This window comes from Chryseotalea sp. (assembly GCF_057350905.1).
This window is the reverse complement of sequence record NZ_JBMRCF010000007.1, coordinates 1-24137: the sequence shown is the minus strand read 5'-3', so window position 1 is coordinate 24137 and position 24137 is coordinate 1. Positions and strand designations below refer to the sequence as shown.

13 protein-coding genes are annotated in these 24137 nt (G+C 39.6%); 9 read left to right on the top strand and 4 right to left on the bottom strand.

Translation table 11 applies throughout. The annotated features are described in order from the left end of the window. The first annotated feature begins 46 nt into the window (after positions 1–46). Genes ACO1XM_RS08190 through ACO1XM_RS08180 form a run of 3 tightly spaced genes read left to right on the top strand, consistent with a single transcriptional unit; the run spans position 47 to position 3494 of the window. Positions 47–634, top strand: coding sequence for a DNA-3-methyladenine glycosylase (locus ACO1XM_RS08190; RefSeq protein WP_486227729.1), 588 nt, complete (start codon positions 47–49; stop codon positions 632–634). Next, positions 616–2157, top strand: a complete 1542-nt coding sequence (locus ACO1XM_RS08185; protein ID WP_486227727.1) for an OmpA family protein — start codon at positions 616–618, stop codon at positions 2155–2157. Before ACO1XM_RS08190 ends, ACO1XM_RS08185 begins: the two co-directional genes overlap by 19 nt. Positions 2158–2162: 5 nt before the next feature. Next, positions 2163–3494: a neutral/alkaline non-lysosomal ceramidase N-terminal domain-containing protein gene (locus tag ACO1XM_RS08180; protein WP_486227725.1), complete on the top strand. Its 1332-nt coding sequence runs from the start codon at positions 2163–2165 to the stop codon at positions 3492–3494. Between the two features lie 517 nt (positions 3495–4011). On the opposite strand, the gene ACO1XM_RS08175 is transcribed toward ACO1XM_RS08180, so the two are convergent. The 3 genes from ACO1XM_RS08175 to ACO1XM_RS08165 form a co-directional block, all read right to left on the bottom strand. Continuing rightward, positions 4012–4263, bottom strand: a complete 252-nt coding sequence (locus ACO1XM_RS08175; protein WP_486227723.1) for an FUSC family protein — start codon at positions 4261–4263, stop codon at positions 4012–4014. Positions 4264–4645: 382 nt separating this feature from the next. Beyond that, on the bottom strand, positions 4646–5461 hold the full coding sequence (gene lgt, locus ACO1XM_RS08170) for a prolipoprotein diacylglyceryl transferase (RefSeq protein ID WP_486227781.1): 816 nt from the start codon (positions 5459–5461) through the stop codon (positions 4646–4648). A 171-nt stretch (positions 5462–5632) separates the two neighbouring features. Continuing rightward, positions 5633–6130 (bottom strand): RNA polymerase sigma factor, encoded by a 498-nt coding sequence (locus ACO1XM_RS08165; RefSeq protein ID WP_486227721.1) that lies wholly within the window; start codon positions 6128–6130, stop codon positions 5633–5635. Positions 6131–6291: 161 nt separating this feature from the next. Here ACO1XM_RS08165 and ACO1XM_RS08160 point away from each other — a divergent pair, with 161 nt between their 5' ends. Both ACO1XM_RS08160 and ACO1XM_RS08155 read left to right on the top strand, forming a co-directional pair. Further along, on the top strand, positions 6292–7014 hold the full coding sequence (locus tag ACO1XM_RS08160) for a hypothetical protein (protein ID WP_486227719.1): 723 nt from the start codon (positions 6292–6294) through the stop codon (positions 7012–7014). 294 nt (positions 7015–7308) lie between these two features. Beyond that, the gene (locus tag ACO1XM_RS08155; protein ID WP_486227717.1) at positions 7309–10704 is read left to right on the top strand and encodes an amidohydrolase family protein; all 3396 of its coding nucleotides are present in this window, start codon (positions 7309–7311) and stop codon (positions 10702–10704) included. A 124-nt stretch (positions 10705–10828) separates the two neighbouring features. Here ACO1XM_RS08155 and ACO1XM_RS08150 read toward each other — a convergent pair whose 3' ends face one another. Next, on the bottom strand, positions 10829–11386 hold the full coding sequence (locus ACO1XM_RS08150) for a DUF2911 domain-containing protein (RefSeq protein WP_486227715.1): 558 nt from the start codon (positions 11384–11386) through the stop codon (positions 10829–10831). 183 nt (positions 11387–11569) lie between these two features. Here ACO1XM_RS08150 and ACO1XM_RS08145 point away from each other — a divergent pair, with 183 nt between their 5' ends. The 4 genes from ACO1XM_RS08145 to ACO1XM_RS08130 all read left to right on the top strand — a co-directional run. Beyond that, on the top strand, positions 11570–13564 hold the full coding sequence (locus tag ACO1XM_RS08145) for an OmpA family protein (RefSeq protein WP_486227713.1): 1995 nt from the start codon (positions 11570–11572) through the stop codon (positions 13562–13564). 606 nt (positions 13565–14170) lie between these two features. Further along, entirely contained in the window at positions 14171–18994 is a 4824-nt protein-coding gene (locus ACO1XM_RS08140; protein ID WP_486227711.1) for an SH3 domain-containing protein, read from the top strand. 3 nt (positions 18995–18997) lie between these two features. Further along, on the top strand, positions 18998–21094 hold the full coding sequence (locus ACO1XM_RS08135) for a hypothetical protein (RefSeq protein ID WP_486227709.1): 2097 nt from the start codon (positions 18998–19000) through the stop codon (positions 21092–21094). 49 nt (positions 21095–21143) lie between these two features. Continuing rightward, the coding region (locus tag ACO1XM_RS08130; RefSeq protein ID WP_486227707.1) for a hypothetical protein at positions 21144–24137 on the top strand (2994 nt) is incomplete at its 3' end.

Genomic DNA, 24137 nt, shown 5'->3' with positions numbered 1-24137 from the left:
AGCGCGCCAAAAATAGGCATTTTTTGTGTAGTGTAGTGTTAAGCGTATGAAGTTGAAGCAATCCTTTTACGAACGGCCTAATGTAGTCTTGATTGCAAGGCAATTACTTGGTAAACAATTAGTTAGCAACGAGAATGGGCTTATCACCTCAGGGATTATTGTAGAAACCGAGGCTTATTCATGGAAAGAAAAAGGTTGCCATGCTTATAATAATCGAAGAACAGAAAGAACTGAGGTGATGTTTGCTACAGGTGGAGTGGCTTATGTGTATTTATGTTATGGCATGTATAATCTATTTAACATTGTTACCAATAAATCCGGCAAGGCAGAGGCTGTGCTGATACGGGCCTTGCAACCACTGGAGGGTATTGAGCATATGCGTATGCGCAGAGGAAAAGTGAAAGATAATCAACTTAGCTCTGGTCCCGGTAAACTAACGCAGGCATTGGGAATTTCCCGAAAACATAATGGAATCCAACTAGATGATGAGCATCTTTGGATTGAGGATGGTTTTAAAGTAAAGCCAGCGCAAATTGTAAGCTCTGCACGCATTGGTATAGACTATGCCGGAGAAGATGCAAATCTGCCCTGGAGATTCTATCTTCGCGATAATATATGGATATCAAAAAAGTAAAGCTTCTCTTATGCTGTGGCCTGTTGTTTTCGGCCAGTGTTCATGCCCAGTTATTATCTGCCGACAAGGTTGCTGCTTTTAACTCAACTTTTGATGAACAAAACCCCGTGTTAAGTGCTGATGGTAATTATTTATTTGTAACCAGAAGTAATCATCCACAAAATATAGGCGGACTCAAAGACCCGGGTGATATCTGGATTGCCCATTTTAATGGTACTGAATGGTCTGCTCCTCAACATGCAGGCAGTGAGTTGAACGACAAAGGGTATAACACAGTATTGGGTACTTCTCCGGATTTGGCAGAACTCTATATAGGCAATCATTTCACAACTACAGGCGAAGCAGCCACAACGCAAGGTATGGCGGTTGCAACATTTGAAAATGGTAAGTGGGCTAAACCACAGAATATTAATATTCCCTATTTTCATTCCAAGTCGCGTAACATTCAGGGCCAGCTTTCTTATGATGCACAGCATTTTGTCTATGCCGCTGAAACATATGGTACTTATGGTGTTGAAGACCTTTATGTAGTGAGCAGAACTTTAAATGGTTGGTCAGAGCCGAAAAACCTTGGTAAAATTATAAATACCAGTTTTCAGGAATTAGCGCCTTCATTAAACCGTACTAACGACACCTTATATTTCTCGAGTAACGGCCGCAAGGGAATGGGTAGCTTTGATGTATACGCTGCTGCACGATTGGATGACACATGGCAAAATTGGTCAGAACCTGTCAACATAAAAGAGATTAATACTGATGGTCGTGATTTATTCTATAAAAGTATTGGCAGGGGCAATGCCCTATACACAAGTACCTTCGATAGTGATGGTTATGGTGATGTTCGCTTTTATGATGCAGGCGCACCCATTATAATTGATACAATTAATCAAGTCGTAACGCAACCGGTTACTACCAAACCTAATGAAACCATTGTATCCGGTGCGATTACAAATGCAAAAACAGGACAGACAATCAATGCAAGTCTCTCTTTTGTTTCAGGTGCAGCCATTGCAAAAACCGAAGCAAGTCTGAGCGGTTATCAGCTTCCCTTGGTAAATGGCAATAGCTATAGAATTGTAGTAGAAGCCAGAGGATACATCTCTTATTTTCAAAATGTGGTTATAAATGAAGATCAGGCTGAACTTGAACTTGATTTTGCTTTGCAGCCTATTGAAGTGGGTACCACTGTTAATTTAAAAGGTGTTTTGTTCAAACAGAGCTCAACAGATCTTTTGCCTGAGTCGAAAGATGAATTGAATGTGGTCGCAACTTTTATGAAGGCCAATCCAAAGGTAAAAATTGAATTGTCGGGGCACACTGATAACAGAGGTGTGCAAAAAGATAATGAGAAACTATCGCAGGCAAGGGTGCAAAAAGTAAAAGAATATTTAGTTGCCAATGGCGTTTCAGCTAAACGTATTTCAGGTAAGGGTTATGGAGGCGCTAAACCCATAGCGGCCAACGATACAGAAGAAAGCCGCAAGCTCAACAGAAGGGTAGAGTTCACCATTGTTAAAAACTGATTGTCATGTCACCCGGAGTAAAGCGCACGCTTAAAATTCTTACAGGATTTTTTTTAATTGTTTGTATACTTATTGCTATATCCATTGCTCCGATTGACAGGACACCTATAGAAGCACAGGATTTTTATAAAAAGTCTTTTACTGCTATAGATACTGCCACCATTCATCATTTTAGTGGCAAGGATAGTTTACTGATTGGCTGGGCTTCTGTAAACATTACACCAGAACAAACACTACCAATCGCTGGCTATCGCCCTCGCAATCATTTTGAGAGTGTTCATGATTCTTTATTTACACGGGTGCTTGTTATTGACAATGGCGAAACAACAGTAGCGCTGATAACAGTTGATCTTTTGCTCTTTCCTCCCTTGCTGAATAAATTAGTAAAGGAAGCGTTACAGGATAAGGTGGATTTCATATACTTAAGTGCTACTCATACGCACAACAGTGTTGGTGCATTCGATAATACGGTAGGAGGTAAGTTGATTTCAGGTGCTTATGATTCATCCTGGCTGAACACGTTAAGCAGCAAAATTCAGGATGCTGTACGAATGGCTGCAACTTCTAGGATAAGAGCAACCATGGCTTATGGCGAAAGCTATGCACAAGATCTGGTTGCTAACCGATTAAGACGCAGCGGGCAGAAAGATGGTAGGGTGCGTAGCGTATTGATTGAACGGAGTGATGGTTCGAAAGGGTTATTCTTTACGTTTAGCGCGCACGCCACAAGTATCGATAAAAAATCCATGGCCTTATCAGCTGATTATCCAGGAAGGGTGGTTGAAATTTTAAAAGTAAATGGAATTGATTTCGGTATGTACATGGCCGGTATGGTGGGGAGTCATCGCGTTGAATACAAGATGAAACGCATGGTGGGCTTTCCTTTAATGGATACTTTCAGTACCACATTAAGCAGACGAATACTGAGTACACACCATAATCGTGCAGATGCCGGAGCCAGCATTAGTTTTGCTGAAGTGCCGCTTTCTTTTGGTGCATCACAAATGAGGATATCAGAGAATTGGCGCATAAGACCCTGGTTGTTTAATGCCTTGCTGAATCCACTGGAAGGAAGCTTGACCTATTTAAAAATGGGTAGTATAACTTTGGTAGGCACACCTTGCGATTTTTCAGGTGAGCTTTATTTGAATCACTTAAAAAGCTATAATGATCCTCTGATGATCACGAGTTTTAATGGTTCCTATGTTGGTTACATCACTGAAGATGCTGCTTATGATGAAATTAATAGAACAGAGGTGAGAAATATGAATTGGGTGGGTCCATATCATGGACAGTTTATGGCTGAGCTTATTGAAAGGTTGATTAGTAAAGAGTAAGATTCACCTGCGGTCAGTGTTTTCACCGAAACGCATTCATCTTTAAAATCAGATCATACAATACTTGTCACTAAATTAAGTGATCGGTGATAACACCGACCACAGGTTAAATCAGATCATACAATACTTGTCACTAAATTAAGTGATCGGTGATAACACCGACCACAGGTTAATTCAATAACTATCTTTAGGTAGAATGGAAGCAAGTTCGTCAGTCCGAGAACCGAGGAGGATTTTCAAAATATCTTTATTAGCCCCCAGACAATAAGTGCAATACCACCATACTTAAAGAAATTGCCAAATTTTTTATAAAAAATTTCTTCTTTTTCCTTTGTAAATGGTTTGTACAAGCCAAACCCAATCAATGTCACTATTATCCCAAGAACTAAGTTAAAGTATCCGTAAAAATTATCAATTGATTCCATTCTTTGTTATTGTTTCTGTCCCGACTTGCCCTTGTTGGTAATCCACCGCGAATACTTGCACGCAAAATTGAGAAAGCTATGAACACCACTCTTTACTTCAGATTCCGCTTCTTCATAATATTTTCTAACTCCAGCTTATTGTATTTTGAACTATTGATCAATTTATAGGCTAAAAATAAAGGGATGAGAGTAAGTAAACCCAAAGTATTTTTCATAACACTGTAAAGTACAATACCTATCAAAAATCCAATTAGCACAGCATTAGTTATAGCGGTTGATTTCATTTTTTTTGCGGCTTGCAACAATTCCTGATCTGTTAATTCTGATAGTTTTTTCTCCTCCATTTTCATTATTTTGATTGCAATATCCTTAACAACATTGTCTTTTCATAATGGTTGCCTAATACTAACTATATTCTGATCACCTTCTGGTCTTAGCGTATCGAAAATCCCGCATGTGTTTACTGTTTTTACTTTACCTTAATTTGTATGTTTTTAGTAGATCGTAGGGAGCCCCTACGACCAGTGAGGGTAGCGCATTCTAAGCTTGATTAGTCTTTTTTTTTGAGAAAATTGAGTGATGAATTTTAGCAAGCTAAATGTTGCTTCGTAAGCACACGAAACAGAATATGAACCGGAGATGAAACGAATTAAAATCTGTTTTATTTATAGCTCCACATGTTAGCGCAGCACATGACTAAAAATAAGAGTAACAAAGTGTATTGAGTCAGGTATCTTGCTTTGGATTTTTGGTACTCCACACCATGGTTAATACGCCAGTAATAACTAAAGGTACACTTAATATTTGCCCCATGTTCAGCAGAAAATTTTCTTCAAAAGCCACCTGATTTTCTTTAAGGAATTCCATAAAGAATCTTAACGTGAAGATTAATGATAAACCTAAGCCGAATAGAAAACCTTTGTGATGTTGAACTCTCTTTCTTTTCCAGAGCATAAACAAAAATGAAAAAATCGCAAGGTAGAAGATAGCTTCATAAAGTTGTGTCGCATGCCTTGGGAAATAATCGATGCGCGTAAAGACAAATGCCCAGGGTACCTGCGTTGGTATTCCAATGATTTCGGAATTCATCAAATTACCCAATCTTATGAAAGCCCCCAGCAATGAAGCTGCAATGGTCAACCGATCTAATGTCCACAAAAAGTCTTTTGTGTGTTTTTTGCAATACAGGTATAGAGCAAACAAGGCACCTATAACGCCACCATGACTGGCCAGTCCCGCCAGTCCAGTAAACTCAAATGAGGGCTTAATTCGAATTGGCAGAATCTCAATAGGATTGTCCAGGTAGTAAACGGGATCATAGAAAAGAATGTGCCCTAAGCGGGCACCTATAATAGCGCCCAGTATCACATAAATAGTCAACGTGTCTAAGTCATGTTGTTCGAGACTTTCATGCTTATAGATTTTTAGCATGACTTGATAGCCCATCATCATTCCAATAGCCCAGCAGCATCCATACCACCTTAAAAATTCTATCTCCCTAAAAATTACGGGATCGAGATCCCAAACGATAAAGGAAATCATCCTCCCTGACAACAAACAGTGAGCAAAACAAACACTAGCGTGATCGTCATGTATCCAGGAAATCTTTGTATTGTTTGTAGTTCTTCCCGCTCTATGATAGATAAGATTTCTTTTTGATTTGCAGGTTGCATGGAATTCAGAAACCGGAACTGCTTCCATGCGGGTTTAAGGTTATTTAAATTCATAACGCTGACTTTTGAATTTGCTTTTTAGTTCTGTCTTCACTCTGTTCAGTCTGGTACTAACATTAGTAGAGGTTAAGTCCAGCATCTGAGAGATCTCTTTGTTTTTGTATCCTTCTAAATACAAAATGATAATGGCCTTGTCGATTTCTTTTAATGACTGAAGCACAATGTTGAGAAGTTCATTGTCATCATCAGCCATGGCTCGCGGTTCAAGCTGTTCAGATACTGACAATGTCTCTGTAATTATTTTATTTCTATCGTTTCTTACTTTGGTAAGTAAGGTGTTAAGACTAACCCTGTAAATCCATGTACTAAGTGCGGACACTCCGCGAAATGTTTCAAAGGATTTCCAGAGTTGCAGGATGATGTCCTGATAAGCATCTTTTTGATCTTCATGCCTGGTATAATAGGCCTTGCAAAGACTCTTAACAATCCCTTGCTGGCTGTTGATGACTTCTATAAATCTTTGCTTTTGCGATTCCACTGAAGTAATGATCTTTGCCTTGTTAGTAGCATAATTTGCCGAATTGTCACAGCAAGGGACATTTTTTTATAGTATTTGCATCAATCTGGGCTTTAAGGCGTGGGGAGATAATAAACTATGACATTGAACGTTGCACAATGTACACGACACCCCATAAGAAGATGAAAAAGTTGGCCATAACATCTGCTTTTCTAATCTGCCTGGTAAACTCCACAGTAGCGCAGTATAAAACTTACTTCGGTTTAGAGTTTTCTGTAGCAAATGACATTTACAGCATTAAAGAAAGTGGCACTTACCTAAAGCAGGTTCCGCTTATTGGGGCTCAAGGTGGCTTCAATTTCAGGCAAGAAATTGGTAAATATTATTACATAGAAACTGCCCTGATATTAAAATATTACGCAGAGGGTTTTGGTTTTAAGACTATCCCATACTATGCCAGTAGCAGTAGTGATAATTCATGGATTATTCCCTTGCGTATTGGATCGAACCTGAATCTTTACAAAGAAAAATTGTATGTCGTTCCTGTCGTTGGCTATTCACTGGGTATTAATCCTTCTTTTGGATACGGTTTAGGCTATGGCATTCAAACAGCTGATGCAACTGTAATTAATTATAATTACACCAACAATCCAGACGTTAACAGGTACTTCTCACTTTTCCAGGCGGGACTTGGTTTTGAGCTAGAAGTATTCAAATCATTGCTAATCTCAATTTCAACAAATTACTATTTTGGCATCAATGAAATTAATCAGTTGGATATACAATACACAGTAAATAATAGCAATACCTATTACGGTACAGCAATAAGTAAGGGCGATTTTTGGTGCATCAGTACCGAGGTCAAATATCCTATTAGTAATTTCTGGTCGAAGAATAATCCCTGACGATACATCTTTATGATTTGCAGTTCATGCTTTGCAAACAGAACTAACAATGAGTACAAAAAGTGATCAACAAGTAGCATGTCCAGCCCGCCTAGAAATCTATTTGCGGAGAGTTTCATGAACCTTTGGAAATATTAGCCTTGTTCTGGCATAACAACACTATAACCCATGCTTAGGTAGTAACGCATCACTTATGCGCTTTTAATCTGCGCTGATGATTTATTTAAGCCTTTGGTGTAATTCAATTGACAATTTGTTAACAAATGGCTTTCTTACTTAACATTTAAATTGCTTATGAAGAAACAATACCTCCTGGCACTTATCGCATTCTTTGTTGCCTTTGCAACACTGGCACAAGACGATAAGAAAGAAAAGTCGGACTCGACTAAAAAAGAAAAGCCCAAAAAGAAAAAGGACCTCCCTTTAGAAGTGGGCAGAACGGTATCCATTAAAACTTCCGAGGGTACCTGGATGTCGCTTGACGTTAGTCCTGACGGCAAAACCATTGCCTTCGATTTTCTGGGTGACATTTTTACGATGCCCATCAGCGGTGGCAAGCCTACACAATTTACCAAAGGCATGGCCTTCGATTCACATCCTAAATTCAGCCCTGATGGTACAAAGTTATTGTTTGTATCTGATCGGAGCGGTGGAGAAAACATCTGGTGGTTTTCATTAGATGGAAAGGATTCACTGCAGGTTACAAAAGGAAATACCGATCACTATCAATCAGCTGAGTGGACACCCGATGGAACCTATATTGTTGGGTCGCGGGGTACACGGAATTTGAAATTATGGATGTTCCACAAAGACGGTGGTTCTGGAGCGCAGATCATCAGCAAGCCAGATAACCTTAAAGTGGTGGAGCCTGCTTTTGGTGCTGACGGTCGCTATGTTTGGTATGCACAACGTAATGCTGCCTGGAACTACAATGCCCAATTACCTCAATATCAATTAGCAGTTTATGATAGAGACAATGGCGAAACAGAAGTGAAAACTTCTCGCTATGGTTCAGCCTTCTCCCCAACACTTTCCCCCGATGGTAAGTGGTTAGTATATGGTTCACGTTACAACGACCAGACGGGTTTAATTCTTCACGACCTTAAGACAGGCGATGAGAAATGGCTTGCCTACCCCGTGCAGCGCGATGAGCAGGAGTCTATTGCTCCGCTGGGTGTTTTACCGGCCATGTCATTTACACCCGACAGTAAAGAAGTTGTAGCGTCTTATGGTGGTAAGTTTTACCGTATTCCTGTAGCCGGTGGTGCTGCTATTAATATTCCTTTCCAGATGGAAACTGAATTGTTAATGGGACCTTTGGTTGATTTTAATTATCCGATTAAGGATGATAAAGATATGGTGGTGACTCAAATACGCACACCTGTTGTTTCACCCGATGGCAAACAAGTAGCCTTTACAGCATTGAACAGGTTGTACGTAATGGATTTACCCAACGGCACACCTAAGCGCGTGAGTGCAGCTAATTACACAGAAGCCCAGCCCGCCTGGAGTGCCGATGGCGCTCAGTTGGCATGGACAACCTGGGAAGGAAATGGCGGTCATATCTACAAAATCAACTTTAAAGTGAAAGGGGCCAAGCCACAACGCTTGACAACGGTGCCTGCACTGTACTCTGAACCTGCCTGGACATTCCAGGGTAACAAAATTGTTTTCCTGCAAGGTAGTTCGTACAATTTTAAAGAAGACCCAGATCCGGTAACTTTTGCTAATCAGAATGCAATCGCCTGGATCAGTGGAGATGGAGGCAACATCAATGTGATTGGTAAAGCGAAGGGTAGAAGCAATCCGCATTTTGTAAAAAGTGATGATCGCATTTATCTCTACAGCGGTCAGAAAGGTTTGGTATCCATCCGCTGGGATGGCAGCGATGAGAAAGCGCATGCTAAAATTACCGGTATTATGACTTATGGTTCAGCACTCGGTGAGCAACATTGCATGTTGTATGAATCAGCTACCGAGCCTCAACGTGAACCGTCTAATGCCAACGTTATTTTAATGGCACCCGAAGGCGACAAGGCCATTGCTCATATCAACAATGATATCTATGTAGTGACTATACCCAAAACAGGTGGCGATGTTCCTAAAATTTCAGTAGCCGAGGCAGGTAATGCATCATTCCCTGCCACAAAGCTTACTAAAATAGGGGGTGAGTTTCCCAGCTGGAGCAGTAATGGTAAACTCGTTTACTATTCTCTAGGTAATGCCTTCTTTACCTATAATCTGGACGAGGCCAAAGCGAAAGAACTTGAGCTGAAAAAGAAAACAGCGGAAGAGGAGAAGGCCAAAGAAGCAGGTAAAGATACTAAGGCAGAAGGAGAGAAGAAGGAAGCCGATAAGGCCGAGAAGAAGGACGAAAACTATAAGCCTGCAGAACTCAGGGTTAAAGTAATCGTACAGAAGGATATCCCTTCAGGCAGCATCTTGTTACAAAATGCGAGAATCATCAGCATGAAAGGAGATGAAGTCATTGAAAGTGGCGATGTATTGATTGAGAATGCACGCATTAAACAAGTAGGGCCTGCGGGCTCTATCAGTGTCGGTAGCACGGTTCAAAAAATGGATCTAAAAGGAAAAACCATTGTACCAGGTTTTGTAGATACCCACGCACACATGTGGCCAGCCTGGGGTATTCACAAAAATCAGGTGTGGATGTATGCAGCCAACCTGGCTTATGGCGTTACCTCAACCCGCGATCCACAGACTGCTACGACAGATGTACTAACTTATAGTGACATGGTTGAGACAGGTGATATCATTGGTCCTCGTGTATATAGCACAGGTCCTGGTGTAGGTTTCTGGTCATATAACCTAAAGGATTATGAACAAACTAAAGACATTCTGAAGCAGTACTCAGAATACTACAACACCAAGACAATCAAGATGTATCTGACGGGTAATCGCCAGCACAGACAGTGGGTAATTCAGGCTTGTAAGGAACAAGGTTTGATGCCTACTACTGAAGGTGGTCTTGACTTTAAACTCAATGTTACCAACTTGATTGACGGTTATTCCGGACATGAGCATGCTTTTCCTATTTATCCCTTGTACAGCGATTTTGCCAAGGCAGTTGCAGAATCCAAGATGACCTACACGCCTACATTGTTAGTGGCGTATGGCGGACCATGGGCAGAGAATTTTTACTATGCAACAGAAAACGTGAATGGCGATCCAAAACTTAATTACTTCACAGCGAAGTCAGAGTTGGATCAAAAGTCAAGAAGAAGGCCAGGATGGTTTATGAAAGAAGAACACGTGTTTGATGACCATGCACGCTTTGTAAATGATCTTGTTAAAGCAGGCGGTAATGCAGGCATAGGCTCTCATGGTCAGCTACAAGGTCTTGGTTACCATTGGGAATTGTGGAGCGTGGCTTCCGGAGGTTTAAGTAATCATAATGCATTAAAAGTAGCCACTATCCATGGCGCTAAAGCATTAGGTTTAGCAAACGATCTAGGTAGTATTGAGCCAGGTAAATTAGCTGACTTGCTGATCCTGGATAGCAATCCACTTGAAAATATTCGCAACACCAACACCATTAATAAAGTAATGAAGAATGGTCGCTTGTATGAAGGCAATACTTTGGATGAAGTATATCCTGCGCAACGTAAGGCACCTTCATTTGCTAACGAACAGGCTAAGCCAGAAGGCTTGCCAGGTGTACAAAAATAATTAAGTGCCCAGTGGAAAACTAAAAGGTCTTAATTCGAAAGAATTAAGACCTTTTTAGTTTTGTGCAGTTTATTTTGCTGCCTGTAAATGTGATATTTATTTCGAAGCGATTTAGTAAATCTTTTTACAGTGAGGTAAAAGTTATTTTAAGTCGAATCTTTTCCCATGACATAAGAAGAGCATTTTGTTTGTTCCCCATCTCATTCAGGTAGTAGGTGAGTCTTTCCTGATTTTTATTGCTTTTACTTGGCTTTACCTTTATTCTTATCACATCTTCATCGGAATCATAATCGTCTGCTAGATGCTGATCCCAGTTTTTGTTTAAGATAAACACCCATTCTTTTTTACCGGGAATAGTAAAGACTCCGTATTTGCCAGCCGGAATACGTTGTTTACCAATCATAATATCCTTGTCAAATTGCCAATGAGTGGCCCGATGCGCCCCTGTTACCCAAACCTCATTAAAAGGCACTAAGCCACCCCATATGGCTCGTCCCCGAACGGCAGGAGCATAGTAATAAATCATGTGGTGCGAATCACCTAATTGCGCATGTACTTCTTTGGGGATGCTTTTTTTTGTTGTATCAGCAGGTGCTGCACTTTGTGCTTCATGAACATGCTGAGCAACAGCCATATGCGAAAGAATGAAAAGGGCCGAAACTGCAAAAATGTACTTTTTCATATTTTTTTAAGGTGGCTCAAGTTACCACAAACCAGGTGAATTAATTAACGAATTCAATTAAATGCAAGAATGCTTATTTTATTACATCTGTTCTAAAATAGTCGTGAAGTAAACGTAAATTAAGATGAGCCAGGATTTATGGCCTTACATTTGCAAATACTACTTTCTGTAGCAATACGATATATGAGATCTTATCTTTTCTTTATTTTATTATTATCACAGATTGTGCCGTCTGTATATGCACAATCTGCAAAAGAACTGATAAGTAATGCAGATCAGTTGTATGGCAAAAAGAATTACACTGCAGCATTAGGCACTTATCTGAAAGCGTATGAGATAAATCCTGATGATGCATCACTGAATTTTAAAATTGGCTTAACTTATCTATATTCTGATACAAAATCCAAAGCTGCCTTATATATCGATAAAGCCTATCGACTTAATCCTGCTGTGCACCAGGATATTGATTACCACCTTGGCGTAGCATTTCAAAACACCAATGAGTTTAAAAAAGCCATTCAACATTTCGATGACTTCAAAAGAAAAAACAGAAAGCTTGCCTCCATCGCTGATGAGAAAATTGCAGAATGTATTATGGCCGATTCACTGGCGCAGAACGAATTGAATGTAGTTATAGAAAATTTAGGAGATGCCATCAATACAAAGTTCAGCGAGTATTCACCAATTATCTCTGCAGATGGCAACACGCTCATATTTACCTCTAACCGATCTGACAATGAAGCCCGCGTAAAAGCAGGAATGAATTTTGAAGATATCTACTTCAGTATACGGGAGGGAAATGGATGGTCTGCCCCTAAAAAAATAAGCGACAATATCAATACAGAAAAGTATAATGAGGCTGCAGCTTCATTGTCACCTGATGGTAAAACACTTTTTTTATACAGTGAAGAAGGTGCCGGAGATATACATGTTTCTACACTAGAAGGTGCCTTCTGGTCAAAACCAGAACCACTGAACAGAAACATTAATACGGGCATGTTTTGGGAAACCAGCGCTACTTTATCTCACGATGGAAAAAAACTCTATTTTACAAGTAACAGAGATGGTGGTTATGGCGAATTGGATATTTATGTAAGTGAATTAGATGGCAAAGGCGATTGGGGTAAGGCTGTAAATTTAGGACCAACCATTAATACAAGCGAGGATGAAGATTCTCCCTTTATCCATGCTGATGGTGTTACACTTTACTTCTCGTCAAACGGACACAGAAGACTGGGTAATAGCGATATTTTTTTCAGTGAACTCCGTGGCAACAAATGGACGAAGCCAGAAAATATTGGATATCCCATCAATTCATGGGAGTATGATGGTTTTTTTTCTATCTCAAAAGATAAAAAGAAGGCCTACTATTCAACTGTGAAAGAGGGTGGTAAAGGAGAAACCGATATCTACTCAATTACATTTTTAGAACCCAAATATAAACCGAAGCCTAAACCTGTTGTGGTGGTGAGTCCACCTCCTGTTAAAAAGAATGATGACTTCGTGGCTGCTTTTATTCAAGAACAGAAGAATAAGAAGGTGGTTACCATCCTTAAAGGAAAAGTGATTGACGAATTAACTGCGGAACCGCTAGCGGCTACCATAAGTCTGGTTGATAACCAAACCAATACTGTTGTTGCCAAGATAAGCACCAATGAAGGGATTGGTGATTTTGAATTGATAATTCCTCACGGTGGAAACTACGGTGTAACAACAGAAAAAGCGGGCTATCTATTTAATTCTATTAACTTCAGTTTACCAGCTTTTGCTGAATACCAGGAGATTGATACACACATCATTATGGTAAAGGCAGAGATCGGTTCTAAGGTGGTACTGAAGAATATCTTTTTCGATCCACGAAAGACGGAGCTAAGAACGGAATCTGTAGCAGAGGTGGAAAAGATAAAGGAATTGTTATTGGGTAACCCTGCTTTACGTGTTCAGATTAATGGTCACACAGATAACACAGAGTTGAGCACTGGTGGAAATGCAGAGACTTATAAAGCTTTATCATTAAAGAGGGCTAGTGCTGTAATTAGTTATCTGACCAGCCAAGGCATTGAAAGTTCACGCCTTAGTGCCAAAGGTTACGGTCTTGAACGCCCCATTGTTTCTAACGATGATGAAGAAAGCGGGCGCGAGATCAACAGAAGAACGGAGATAGAAATCATTCAGTAGCATCACTTCGATCTATATTTACGATAGAGTTTGGTGAGAAAATTGCAAATAATTATCCGAGTTAAAACTGAATTAGAATACCTTAAAAATAAGGTATCTTATAATTAATTTACTGAAGTCTAGTTTTGTTGGGAAGAATCTATACATAAAATTTACTTTATTTAAGTAAATATTATTCTTTTTTTAAGTTTGAAATCATTTAAATATGTAGGAATGAAGCATAGAAGGATCTTGTATATAAATGCATCTTTTGCTCATGCCTTAAAATTAAGGTATTCACTCATGATTCTCTCACTCAAGTTTTAATGATAACGTATCCTTGTTAACAATAACTAAATTTTAGGTATTGAACCACAAGCATTATCTTTGTCACTGTTAAAATATGTTTGAGATTTCAAACTTTTTAACTCCCCTAAACCGCGTAACCATGTCCATCAACTCGTACTCACCATTTGGTGAGCGTTTTGTTTGTTTTTTATTCTCTGCGATAACGTTTCGCCTCCAAACACCTCTTTTATTCACTCAATTTTTTCTCCCTGAAGCGAAAATGATCAGCTTAAGGGTATCTGATATTTACACCTTCTGCAATATTTCATTCTTTAAGACATGGTAAAAGGGTTCAATTATTTGGTACGTGTATGCGCAGTACTCAGTTTATTGTTTGTATTGTTGATGCCCTATGTTTCATGGGCGTCCTACCATGTAAATGATTCTTTGCTCAACAAGAATACTTACAATGTTTTATCACAGACTAGCCATTTGCCTAACACAGGCGTTCCTGTAAGCCTTGAGAAAAAGAAATCAGTTTTATCGAAAAGAACATTCGATAATCTGGAGATTAAACCAAGTTCACCTGTATTCATTGATCAACCATTTCAATTAGACGAGGTAATTGAACCAACTACTGATCTACAGGAAGAAATACGTCAAAAAATTGAAGCCACTTACGAAAAGGTTGTTAGTGAAAGTCGGTTTATAGATTTTCTTGATGAGGCAGCCATGCTGGATTTACCCATGGGTTTGAAGTTGGATCTCGGGGTGCTCAGGTACATTATTTTAATAGATAGTGTGGTGATGACCCCACGAGAATCTTTTCTTTATGCTTCCATGGTTTTTGAAACACCTGAAGGTAAACGCATTCACTTTAAAGGAAGTGATATTAAGTTTAGTAAGACAGGCGGATTGACAGGTGATGGAAAAATGATGTTGGTGGGGGATTACCCGATTAACCTTGATGGTAATAACTCAAAGTTGGTTATAAAGGGCACCAGAGAAAAGACCTTTGTTGAATTTGACTGCAATGGGTTTAAACAAATGTCCATTGATGGTAGTTTGGTTTTCTCAAGGGAGTTACTGGTGCCTGAAACAGGCACAGGCAACGTAATGGTTGACTTCAATACCACAGTTACTGATTGGAATGATATCCTAGTAAATGTTAATGTTCCACCATTCAGGGTTACTAATCTAAAAGACTTTACCTTTTCAATTACAGATGCAGTACTCGACTTTAGTGATTCACGAAATGCACCTGCAGTCCGTTTCCCACAAGGTTATGCGGAAGAATCTCCATTATTCATTGAGGGTAACCTGAAATTATGGCGTGGCGTTTATATCAGGGAATTATCGGTAACCCTACCTCCCCAATTTGAAAATAAAGGTGATTCCAGTCAAACAGTTCCCCAGGATACAGTAGGCCATCGAATTTCGTTTAAGGGTAATGACCTCTTATTAGATAACCTCGGATTTTCTGGCAGAATATCTGGAAATAACCTGATACCAATAGAGAAAGGAAAAATTGGAAACTGGGCTTTTTCTCTTGAAACAATTTATGTGGATGTGCGTGTCAATGAATTAAAAGAGGCTGGCTTTTTTGGTAGAATTAATATCCCTCTTAACAAGAAACCTGACGCGCCAAGCACTTCAGCACAAACGGCAAGTACATCAACCGGGCAAACGTCTGCAACAAATACACAATCTCAACCACCAAAGGAGAATTACTTTACCTATCGGGCTACCATTAAACCTGACAATGAGTATTTGTTCACAGTTACGAATCCCGATACGGTAAACTTTGATTTGTGGAAAGCAGATGTTATGCTACTTCCCTCATCATTTATTGAAGTAAAACTTGCTGGTGGTAAGTTTATGCCAAAGGCGCATCTCAATGGATCGATGACCATCAACTTAGGGCTTCAGGAGAATGGGAATGCATCTGCTACAGATAAAACAAAAAACGTAAAGCTTGCCAATCTTGCCTTTGAGGACTTAGAAATTCAGACCGTAAGTCCCTACATTAAAATAGGATACTTTTCATTGGGTATAGAAGGCAATGATTCTGGCATGGGGGGCTTTCCTTTGTCCATTAATGAAGTGTACGGATCATCTGATGCAGACAATATCATTCTTGGTATTGATCTTACCCTAAGTCTTATTAACGAACAAGATGGTGGATTTGCTGCTAATGGAAGATTCAAGATAGTATCACGGGGTGTAGTCGAGAACGGTGATCTGAAGTACAGGTTTTCAAGTTTAGATATTGAGCGATTTGGTATTGACATTGACAAAGGCTCGTTCAAATTTAAAGGCACACTTAATTTCTATAAAAATGATGTTGTTTACGGAAATGGTATTAGTGGTACTGTCGATGCCACTTTTGGATCAACCTTTAGACTGCAGGCTTCTGCAATTTTTGGAACGCGCAACGGTAATCGCTATTGGTTTGCCGATGCCATGGTTAAGTTTAATACGGGTGTAACCATTTTTCCGGGTGTAGCATTCTATGCTTTCGGTGGTGGTGCATATTACCGCATGAAAATGGATGACCAAGGCATTGGATCACCTTTAGGAAGAACAGTTTCAGGCATTGTATATGTGCCTGATGAAAGTGTTGGTTTTGGATTTAAAGCCTCCGTATCCTTAGGGATACAGCCTGGCAAACAGGCCTTCAATGCTGATGTGACTTATGAAATGGCTTTTCACCAAGGTGGTGGAGTTAAGTACATAAACTTTAGAGGCAATGGCTATTTTATGACGCCACCGATTCCGGATGATATAGCCAAGATGCAGGAGAAGGCAAAAAAATTGGCTGCTGCTGCGAAAAAAGCAGGTATGACAGGAGGCAACCTAAACGTGGGTAATGATTCATCAGTAGAAGAAATTCATGGTTCTGCGGCTGATGCCGGACAGAAAGCGCAGGTATGGGCATCGACCATGATCAACTATGATTTTGATAACAGAATATTGCATGGAAATTTGAGGGCTTATGTGAATGTTGGTGAAGGTGTTATTAGGGGTGCAGGGCCTAATGGACAAGCAGGTGAGGCTGTACTTCATTTTGCACCGGGTGAATGGTACATCTACATCGGTAGACCTGAATACGAAAACAGATTTGCCATTGAGGTTTTAGGCATTGCTCGTTTAGACTCATATTTTGTTATAGGTTCAATCATTCCGGATTCACCACCACCACCAGAAAATGTATCATCAATTTTAGGAGGTGTAGATCTGGATTATATGGGCGAACTAAATGAGTTAGCTGATGGTGCAGGTGTTGGATTTGGTGCAAGCTTCAGGGTTGATACAGGTGATCTCTCTTTCCTGATTTTTTATGGAAGATTTGCTGCTGGCCTTGGCTTTGATATTATGCTTAAAGACTACGGAGATGCTCAATGCAGGGGAGGTGGGCAGCTAGGAATCAATGGTTGGTATGCAAACGGTCAAGCTTACGCTTATTTTGAAGGAACAATAGGTATTAAAGTTAAAATATTCCGAAAAACCAAAAAGATCAACATTCTGGATATAGGTGCAGCGGTTGTTGCTCAGGCTAAACTTCCTAATCCAACATGGGTAAGAGGCATTGCCGGAGGAAGATTCAGCGTGCTTGGCGGATTAGTAAAAGGTAATTGTAAGTTTGAAATTGAAATTGGAAAAGAATGTGAGATAGTTCGCGAAGGCGGATCAGTGCTTGAATCTGTGGAGGTGCTGGCACAGGCAACACCACAAGAAGGATCAAAAGAAGTAGATGTTTTCACCTTACCACAAGCAATTTTTAATTATGAAATGGATAAGGAATATGAAATGGTTGATGAAGTAAGCAGCCAGATTGTAAAATTTAAAATAGCACTTGACCAATTCAGGATAAAAGATGGAGCAAATCCCGTACAAGCCGAATTAATTTGGAATGATGATAAGACAGTTGCAGGACTTAATCCATTTGAAATTTTACCCTCTGAAAAAGAGCTTACACTTGAAGTAGTTACTTCGTTTAAAGAATGGAAAGGCGGCTATTGGGTTGTGCCTGAAGTGGATGGCGAAAAGCTAACAAAGACCTACACCTATAAATTTACTACTTCAAAAGCGCCTGATTATATTCCAGCCTCTAATGTCGCTTTTAGTTATCCATCAATTAACCAATACAACTACTATCAGAACGAATCAAAATCGGGGTACATTACCCTTAAACAAGGACAGAGTTATCTATTTACAGCTAACCCACAATGGAGCCAAACTGTGAGATTCTCGACCAGCAATGGCAAACCAATAGAGGTGCCATTTAATTATATTCCTGCAGCGAAAGAGGTACAGCTTCAGATGCCTGCGGATTTTGCTAACGATCAACTTTATTCATTGGCTATTGTGAATGTGCCTAAAACTGGCCTTTCTTCTATAGACCAGAATGTTGATACAAGTAGAGTGGTTTCATCAGGAGAAATGGAATTGGGTATAAAGCAAAGAAGTGCTGAAGGCACCATTCAGGAAGTACAGGAGAAAGAAATTTATTCTACCAAGTTTAGAGTAAGTAAATACAATACATTTAATGAGAAAGTTATAAGCGTTAATCCATCAACCGGATGGCGCGATCCTATTCTCACGGGTGTTCATGCTATCGGCTCAAACATCAGTGGTCCGGAACCATTCTCTGAAGAAGAAATTGTTGGGCTGAATGGTGCCCCACCTCTAGTGCGAATGGAAGCGGATCTATCAAATGTTCCATGGTATAACTCAAAAGTCTATCCACTAGTTTATCAGGATTATCCAATTAATGGAACGATGCGCATCCGGCCAGAAAACAGAAATGCAGCAGTATTGGGTGTTGTTCCTACGAAAGCCGTGTTCTTGTATCAGTATCCGTATAAAATCAAATTGTCTGACAAAGAGCTAACAGGAGCTCCTATCACGGTTATCCCAACAGTAGGACGATTTGATTACTACCTGGCGTATTATATGTATTACGATTTTATCGATTTAGCTAATCAGGCAGCTAACTATGCTGTTTCGAATGGTACAAACGAAAGAATCAACAGACTGATAACCTCATCTTTTCCTGTCATAACGAAAGGAGACTATTGGATCACCATACAATATGTACTACCAGGTAAAAATGTGTCAACCTCTTCATACAAGCATAAAATCTATAACCCAATTGACTAAGGCATGAATAGATTTTACAGATATCGTATTTTCACCATCGCAATATCCTTGTGTATGTATTGTGTATTGCCAATGCAAGCACAAACAGAGAAGCCGGCCATTAAAGTGCAAGGCAAATCCACGCAAAAATCCATCAAGTTAAGATGGGCACCAAATACACCGACCACTTGGTTGTTTGCAAATCAATATGGCTATACGATTGAACGGATCATGCTGAGTGATAACAATAAAGCGTTGCCGCAACCTGTAAAAGTTGTTCTTAATAAGGCCCCGCTTAAACCAGCGTCACAACAATTTTGGGAGCCGCACATGGATAATGACGATTACGTTGCAGTAGCAGCACAGGCAATATTTGGTGAAACGTTTGAACTGACTGATAACTATAGTTCTGATGTTGTAAAGGTTGTTAATAAATCAAGAGAACAGGAATCACGCTTTTCCTTTGCCTTATTTGCGGCTGACCAATCAATAAAGGCTGCGGAACTTTCTGCACTTTATTTTGAAGATGAGACCATCTCACCCAATGCAAAATATGTGTATAGAATTTATGCAAATATTCCCTCGGAGATATTAAAGGTAGATACAGGTTTTGTTTACCTAGGGCTGAAAGACTTTCAGCCATTGCCACGCATTACTGATCTCAGGGCTCAATTTGAAGACCAGACTGTTAACCTTAGCTGGAATGCAACTTTGTTTGAAAAGATATACAACAGCTTTTGGGTGGAGCGTTCTGATGATGGTATTAAATTCCAAAGAATTACCGATCAGCCAATTGTAAATACATATCCAGGTAGCTTCCGAAAATCAAATTTGATTTTTAAAACAGATAGTTTACCAGCCAACGATAAAAAATATTATTACAGGGTTATGGGGGTAAGCACCTTTGGAGAGATAGGTCCACCTTCTGACACAGTTGCTGGACTCGGAAAACCAGTATTTGCTTATAGTGCCGCAGTAGATAATCATGTTATTATTGATAATCAGCAAGTGCAATTAACATGGAGCTTTCCTCAGCAAGGAGTCTCAGTTCTGAAATCATTCGATCTGCTAAGGCTTGATCCCCAAACAAAAGTCTATTCTTTGGTTAAAGATAATTTAACTAAAGATATGAGGGAAGTAGTTGATGAAAGTCCGCGTAGTTCTAATTATTATGTTGTGCGCGCCTGGGATCGTTACGGCAGATCAAATAATTCATTCCCATATCTGGTGCAATTGGAGGATAGTATTCCACCGGTTGCTCCGACAGGATTAGTGGGAAAAATCGATACGCTAGGAAGGGTTCAGCTTTCATGGTCGGCTAATGCAGAGACAGATGTTTTAGGATATAGTGTGTATCGATCTAATTTTAAGTCACAAGAGTTTGTACAGGTGCCTGGGCCAATTTTTGAAGCTACCAATTACACAGACACAATTAAACTTAAGAATCTTACCGAGAAAATCTATTATAAAATCAGAGTTTACGATAAGCGGTTTAACCCATCTGCTTTTTCAGAAGTACTTGAGTTGGAAAAACCGGACATTGTACCCCCCATGCCCCCGGTATTTAAGCAAATAAAACGAGACTCATTGGGAATACTACTAAGTTGGGAGAAGAGCAGCAGTGCCGATGTTTCAGAACACTTGCTTTACAGAAAATCAGATACCGAAAAGGAGTGGACATTAATTAAGTCTGTTAGTCAAAGCGATACTTCAAGAAGTTATGTTGATAAAGATGTACTGCATCGGACGCAGTATTATTATACCCTACTGGCGATGGATGATGATGGTCTTGAGTCGGTACCTTCATCACCATTAACCATGAAATGGATTGACAGTAATCCTTTTCCAATCATTGAAAACTTATTTTTTAAAATCGATAAGCAGAAGAAACGCATCGACTTGTCATGGACTTATAATGAACAAAACATTGAGAAATTCATCATCTATAAATCAAAAAACGGTGGACCACTTTTATTCTATAAATCATTGGAAGGCTCACAGCGTGAATTTGTAGATGATTATACATTGTCGGATGTAAGTGTTGAGTATAGGGTAGTGGTTGGTTTTAATACAGGTGAACGAACAAGGGTTTCTAAGGCTTTGGTGGTTAAGATAATTTAACCTTATTGATTTGACTAAATGATTTGGATTCAATTATTATGGAAAGAGTATGAGTAGACTTAATCCTAAACTTTTCCTTACTCTTATATGCTTAGCATGGTTGTTGGTATTTTCCTCCTACCAATGCCACGCGCAAAATGATATTGTACTATATGACCTTAGTGTTTTCTTTGGGCGGAATAATCCACCAGGAACAAGTCTGTCACTTCAAAATGTAGTGGTAACGATAGATGGAACTAGCACCTATGGTTCTACCTATTTTCCTAACGGGGTTAATCCCAATAACACTATGTATGTTAGAAATATTTCTGGAAATACACCAACAAGTGTTCGGATATCGGGCCAGGTAACAGATAGGAGAGCGAATGGCACTACAACTACGGTTAATTTTAATGAACCATTTGGTCCATGTGGTGGATACAAATCGTTAAATACGAGCCCAGCAATTTCAGTAACTGTTGCCATTACTTCAGTGAAGCTAGCCACACCATTAGCTCAGGCTGGTTTCCCAGCTGGTGGCTACTGTGCAAGTGAACCAGTAAGTTTTACTGTCACTAATCTTGGGAGTACTAGCTTCTATGAAATAGAGGCTGGTATATTAAATAGCAATGGTACCTATACCTTTTTTCCAAATCCTTTTCCTAACCCTGCTCGTGTTTCATCGGGCACAAATGATAGTTATAATGCAACCATATCTTTTACAATAAAAGATATTATTGGGAGTAATTATGCTTCATTTTTGGGCCGTGAAATTTTTTTCAGAGCCAAGTCAAATAATACCCATTTATGTGGTGTCTCTAACTTTCCAGGCATACAGAGCGATGTTACTGCACCATATCGTTTTTATCCTGATCCACCTTCAATTGTTTCTGCCACCGGTATTGCGCCAACCTGTCCTGATGGTCAGGGAAGTATTCAAATTGTTCATGGAGATCAAACACCTCGAAATACAACCTTTACTTATACAGTTACACAGTATTTGAGGTCAACTAATGGTGCTTGTAGGAGCGACTACGGTCCAGTAGGAAATAATACTGTAGATCAATCGGTAATTAATGGAACAACTCCTGTGTGTGGTGGATCGTCAACGATTAATGTTGGAGGCAATACGTACTGTTCAGGATTTATAGGTAATTATGAACGCACATTTTATGACGCTACTCAACTGACCTATACACTTAACGCAACAAATAGTATTCAGGGCACCGGAGAAATTGCTGGAAATTCTTTAAAGCTTTTCCCTGGAATATATCGAGTAGAAATTGAAGCCAAAGCGAACCCAAATGAACAAAATTGTATTTGTGCCTACTTTGTTGAAATACCAGCCAGTAACTACGTGACTCCGACAATTTCATCACCATCCTTAGTTGACAGGCCGTCTTGTATTGGCGGAAATGATGGTTCATTAAGTTTTGATGTTAGTAATGGCTTGGCGCCATTCAATTGGGATGTTTATAATCTCAACGATCTTGTCAATCCTATATCTTCGAGAGACAATACTACCACTTTTACGACTGACCGGACTTTACAATACTCAACGGGAAACGCTTATCAGGTTCAACTCAGCGATGCCTGTTCAAGTTCACCTTTTACCCAGAATTTTCGTTTAGACTCTGACGGTCTTGCATTGTTAGAGCTTAATACCATTGCTGGATCAACGAATTCAACAGTTACTTGTTACGACAATGCGGGTCTAGGTAATGCTACTTGGCAGGTGGAAGTTACAGGGTCACGTCCTTCAGCAACTACAGGCTATAAGTTTAGTCTGTTTAAAGGTGCTGGAAAGAGCCAGCCAGTTATGGGTAAACAAAATATGGGAGACGATTTAAGTTATCAGTTTACTGAACTTGGTCTTAATACATATACTATAGAGGTTAAAGCCCCCAATGAGTGCACCAACACCATAGTTAAAAATGATTTTGTTTTGCCTGCGCGTGTTAACGGTACTTTTTCCTTTGATCCAAGTTGTACGAATTCTGCTACTGGACGAATAACATTTACTAAAACATCAGGTCAAGGGACTTTAAATTTCGAACTAAACAGTAATCCTGTTGTGCCTGTAATTAATGGTAATGATTACATTTTAAATGGTTTGACTTCTGGTACTAAAAATCTTGTTGTTAGAGATGATTGTCTCATCCCGAATGAAGCAGGTATTATCGCCCAGGTTTCTGAAAGTAATTCCATTGGTAGGATCACTCAACTTGCCATCAATGATATCTCTAGTGGTGAGGCTACTGATACTAATATAGCTAACGGTCAGACTATAGCCTTAACTTGTTACAATTCAACCTTTGATGCCTTCCTCAAATATGTACATGGATTAGCACCATTTAGTATTTCCATTACCCGCAATGGTAGTGCTTTTACCGGATTTGCACATACTCCTGGTACTTTGCTTTCTATACCCGATTTGACTGCTGGTGCTTATATAATCCGGATTACAGATGCTTGTGGCGATCAGGTTATGCGAAGCTTCACAATCACAACGCCACCAATTATTACGAGCACCACATCATCAACTCATTTGACTTGCGCTAATAATCAATCTGGCGAAATTATGGTAACAGCTGGTGGCGGCACGCCTGGTAACTATTCAATAAAGCTATTTAATGGCGCCACTGAAATATTAACAGAAACTGAGGTTTGTGGAACTGATTGTATAAGATTTAAAAACCTGAGCGAGAACGTTGCATACTTAGTGGAAATTAAAGATGCTAACACCTGTATTAAACGCTTTGATCAGGTTTCTGAACTTATTACGCTCAACGCCCCCCAACCACTTACGATTAAAATTCCTGATCTGGCAAACGATTTTAGTGACGGAGTTTATTATAATAATAGTCTTTATGTTTCTTGTAAAGATGATAGCAATATTACTTACCGCACCACGATTGCAGGGGGCAATGCCCCTTATGATGTTGATTTACTCTATAACACGATCAATAATTTTTCTGTTGGTCATATAACTCTTCAGAGCGAATTAGTTTCCAGTAGTGGGGGAGTTGCCTCCTTTGAAGACCTGGGTGCAGGCTGGTATAAG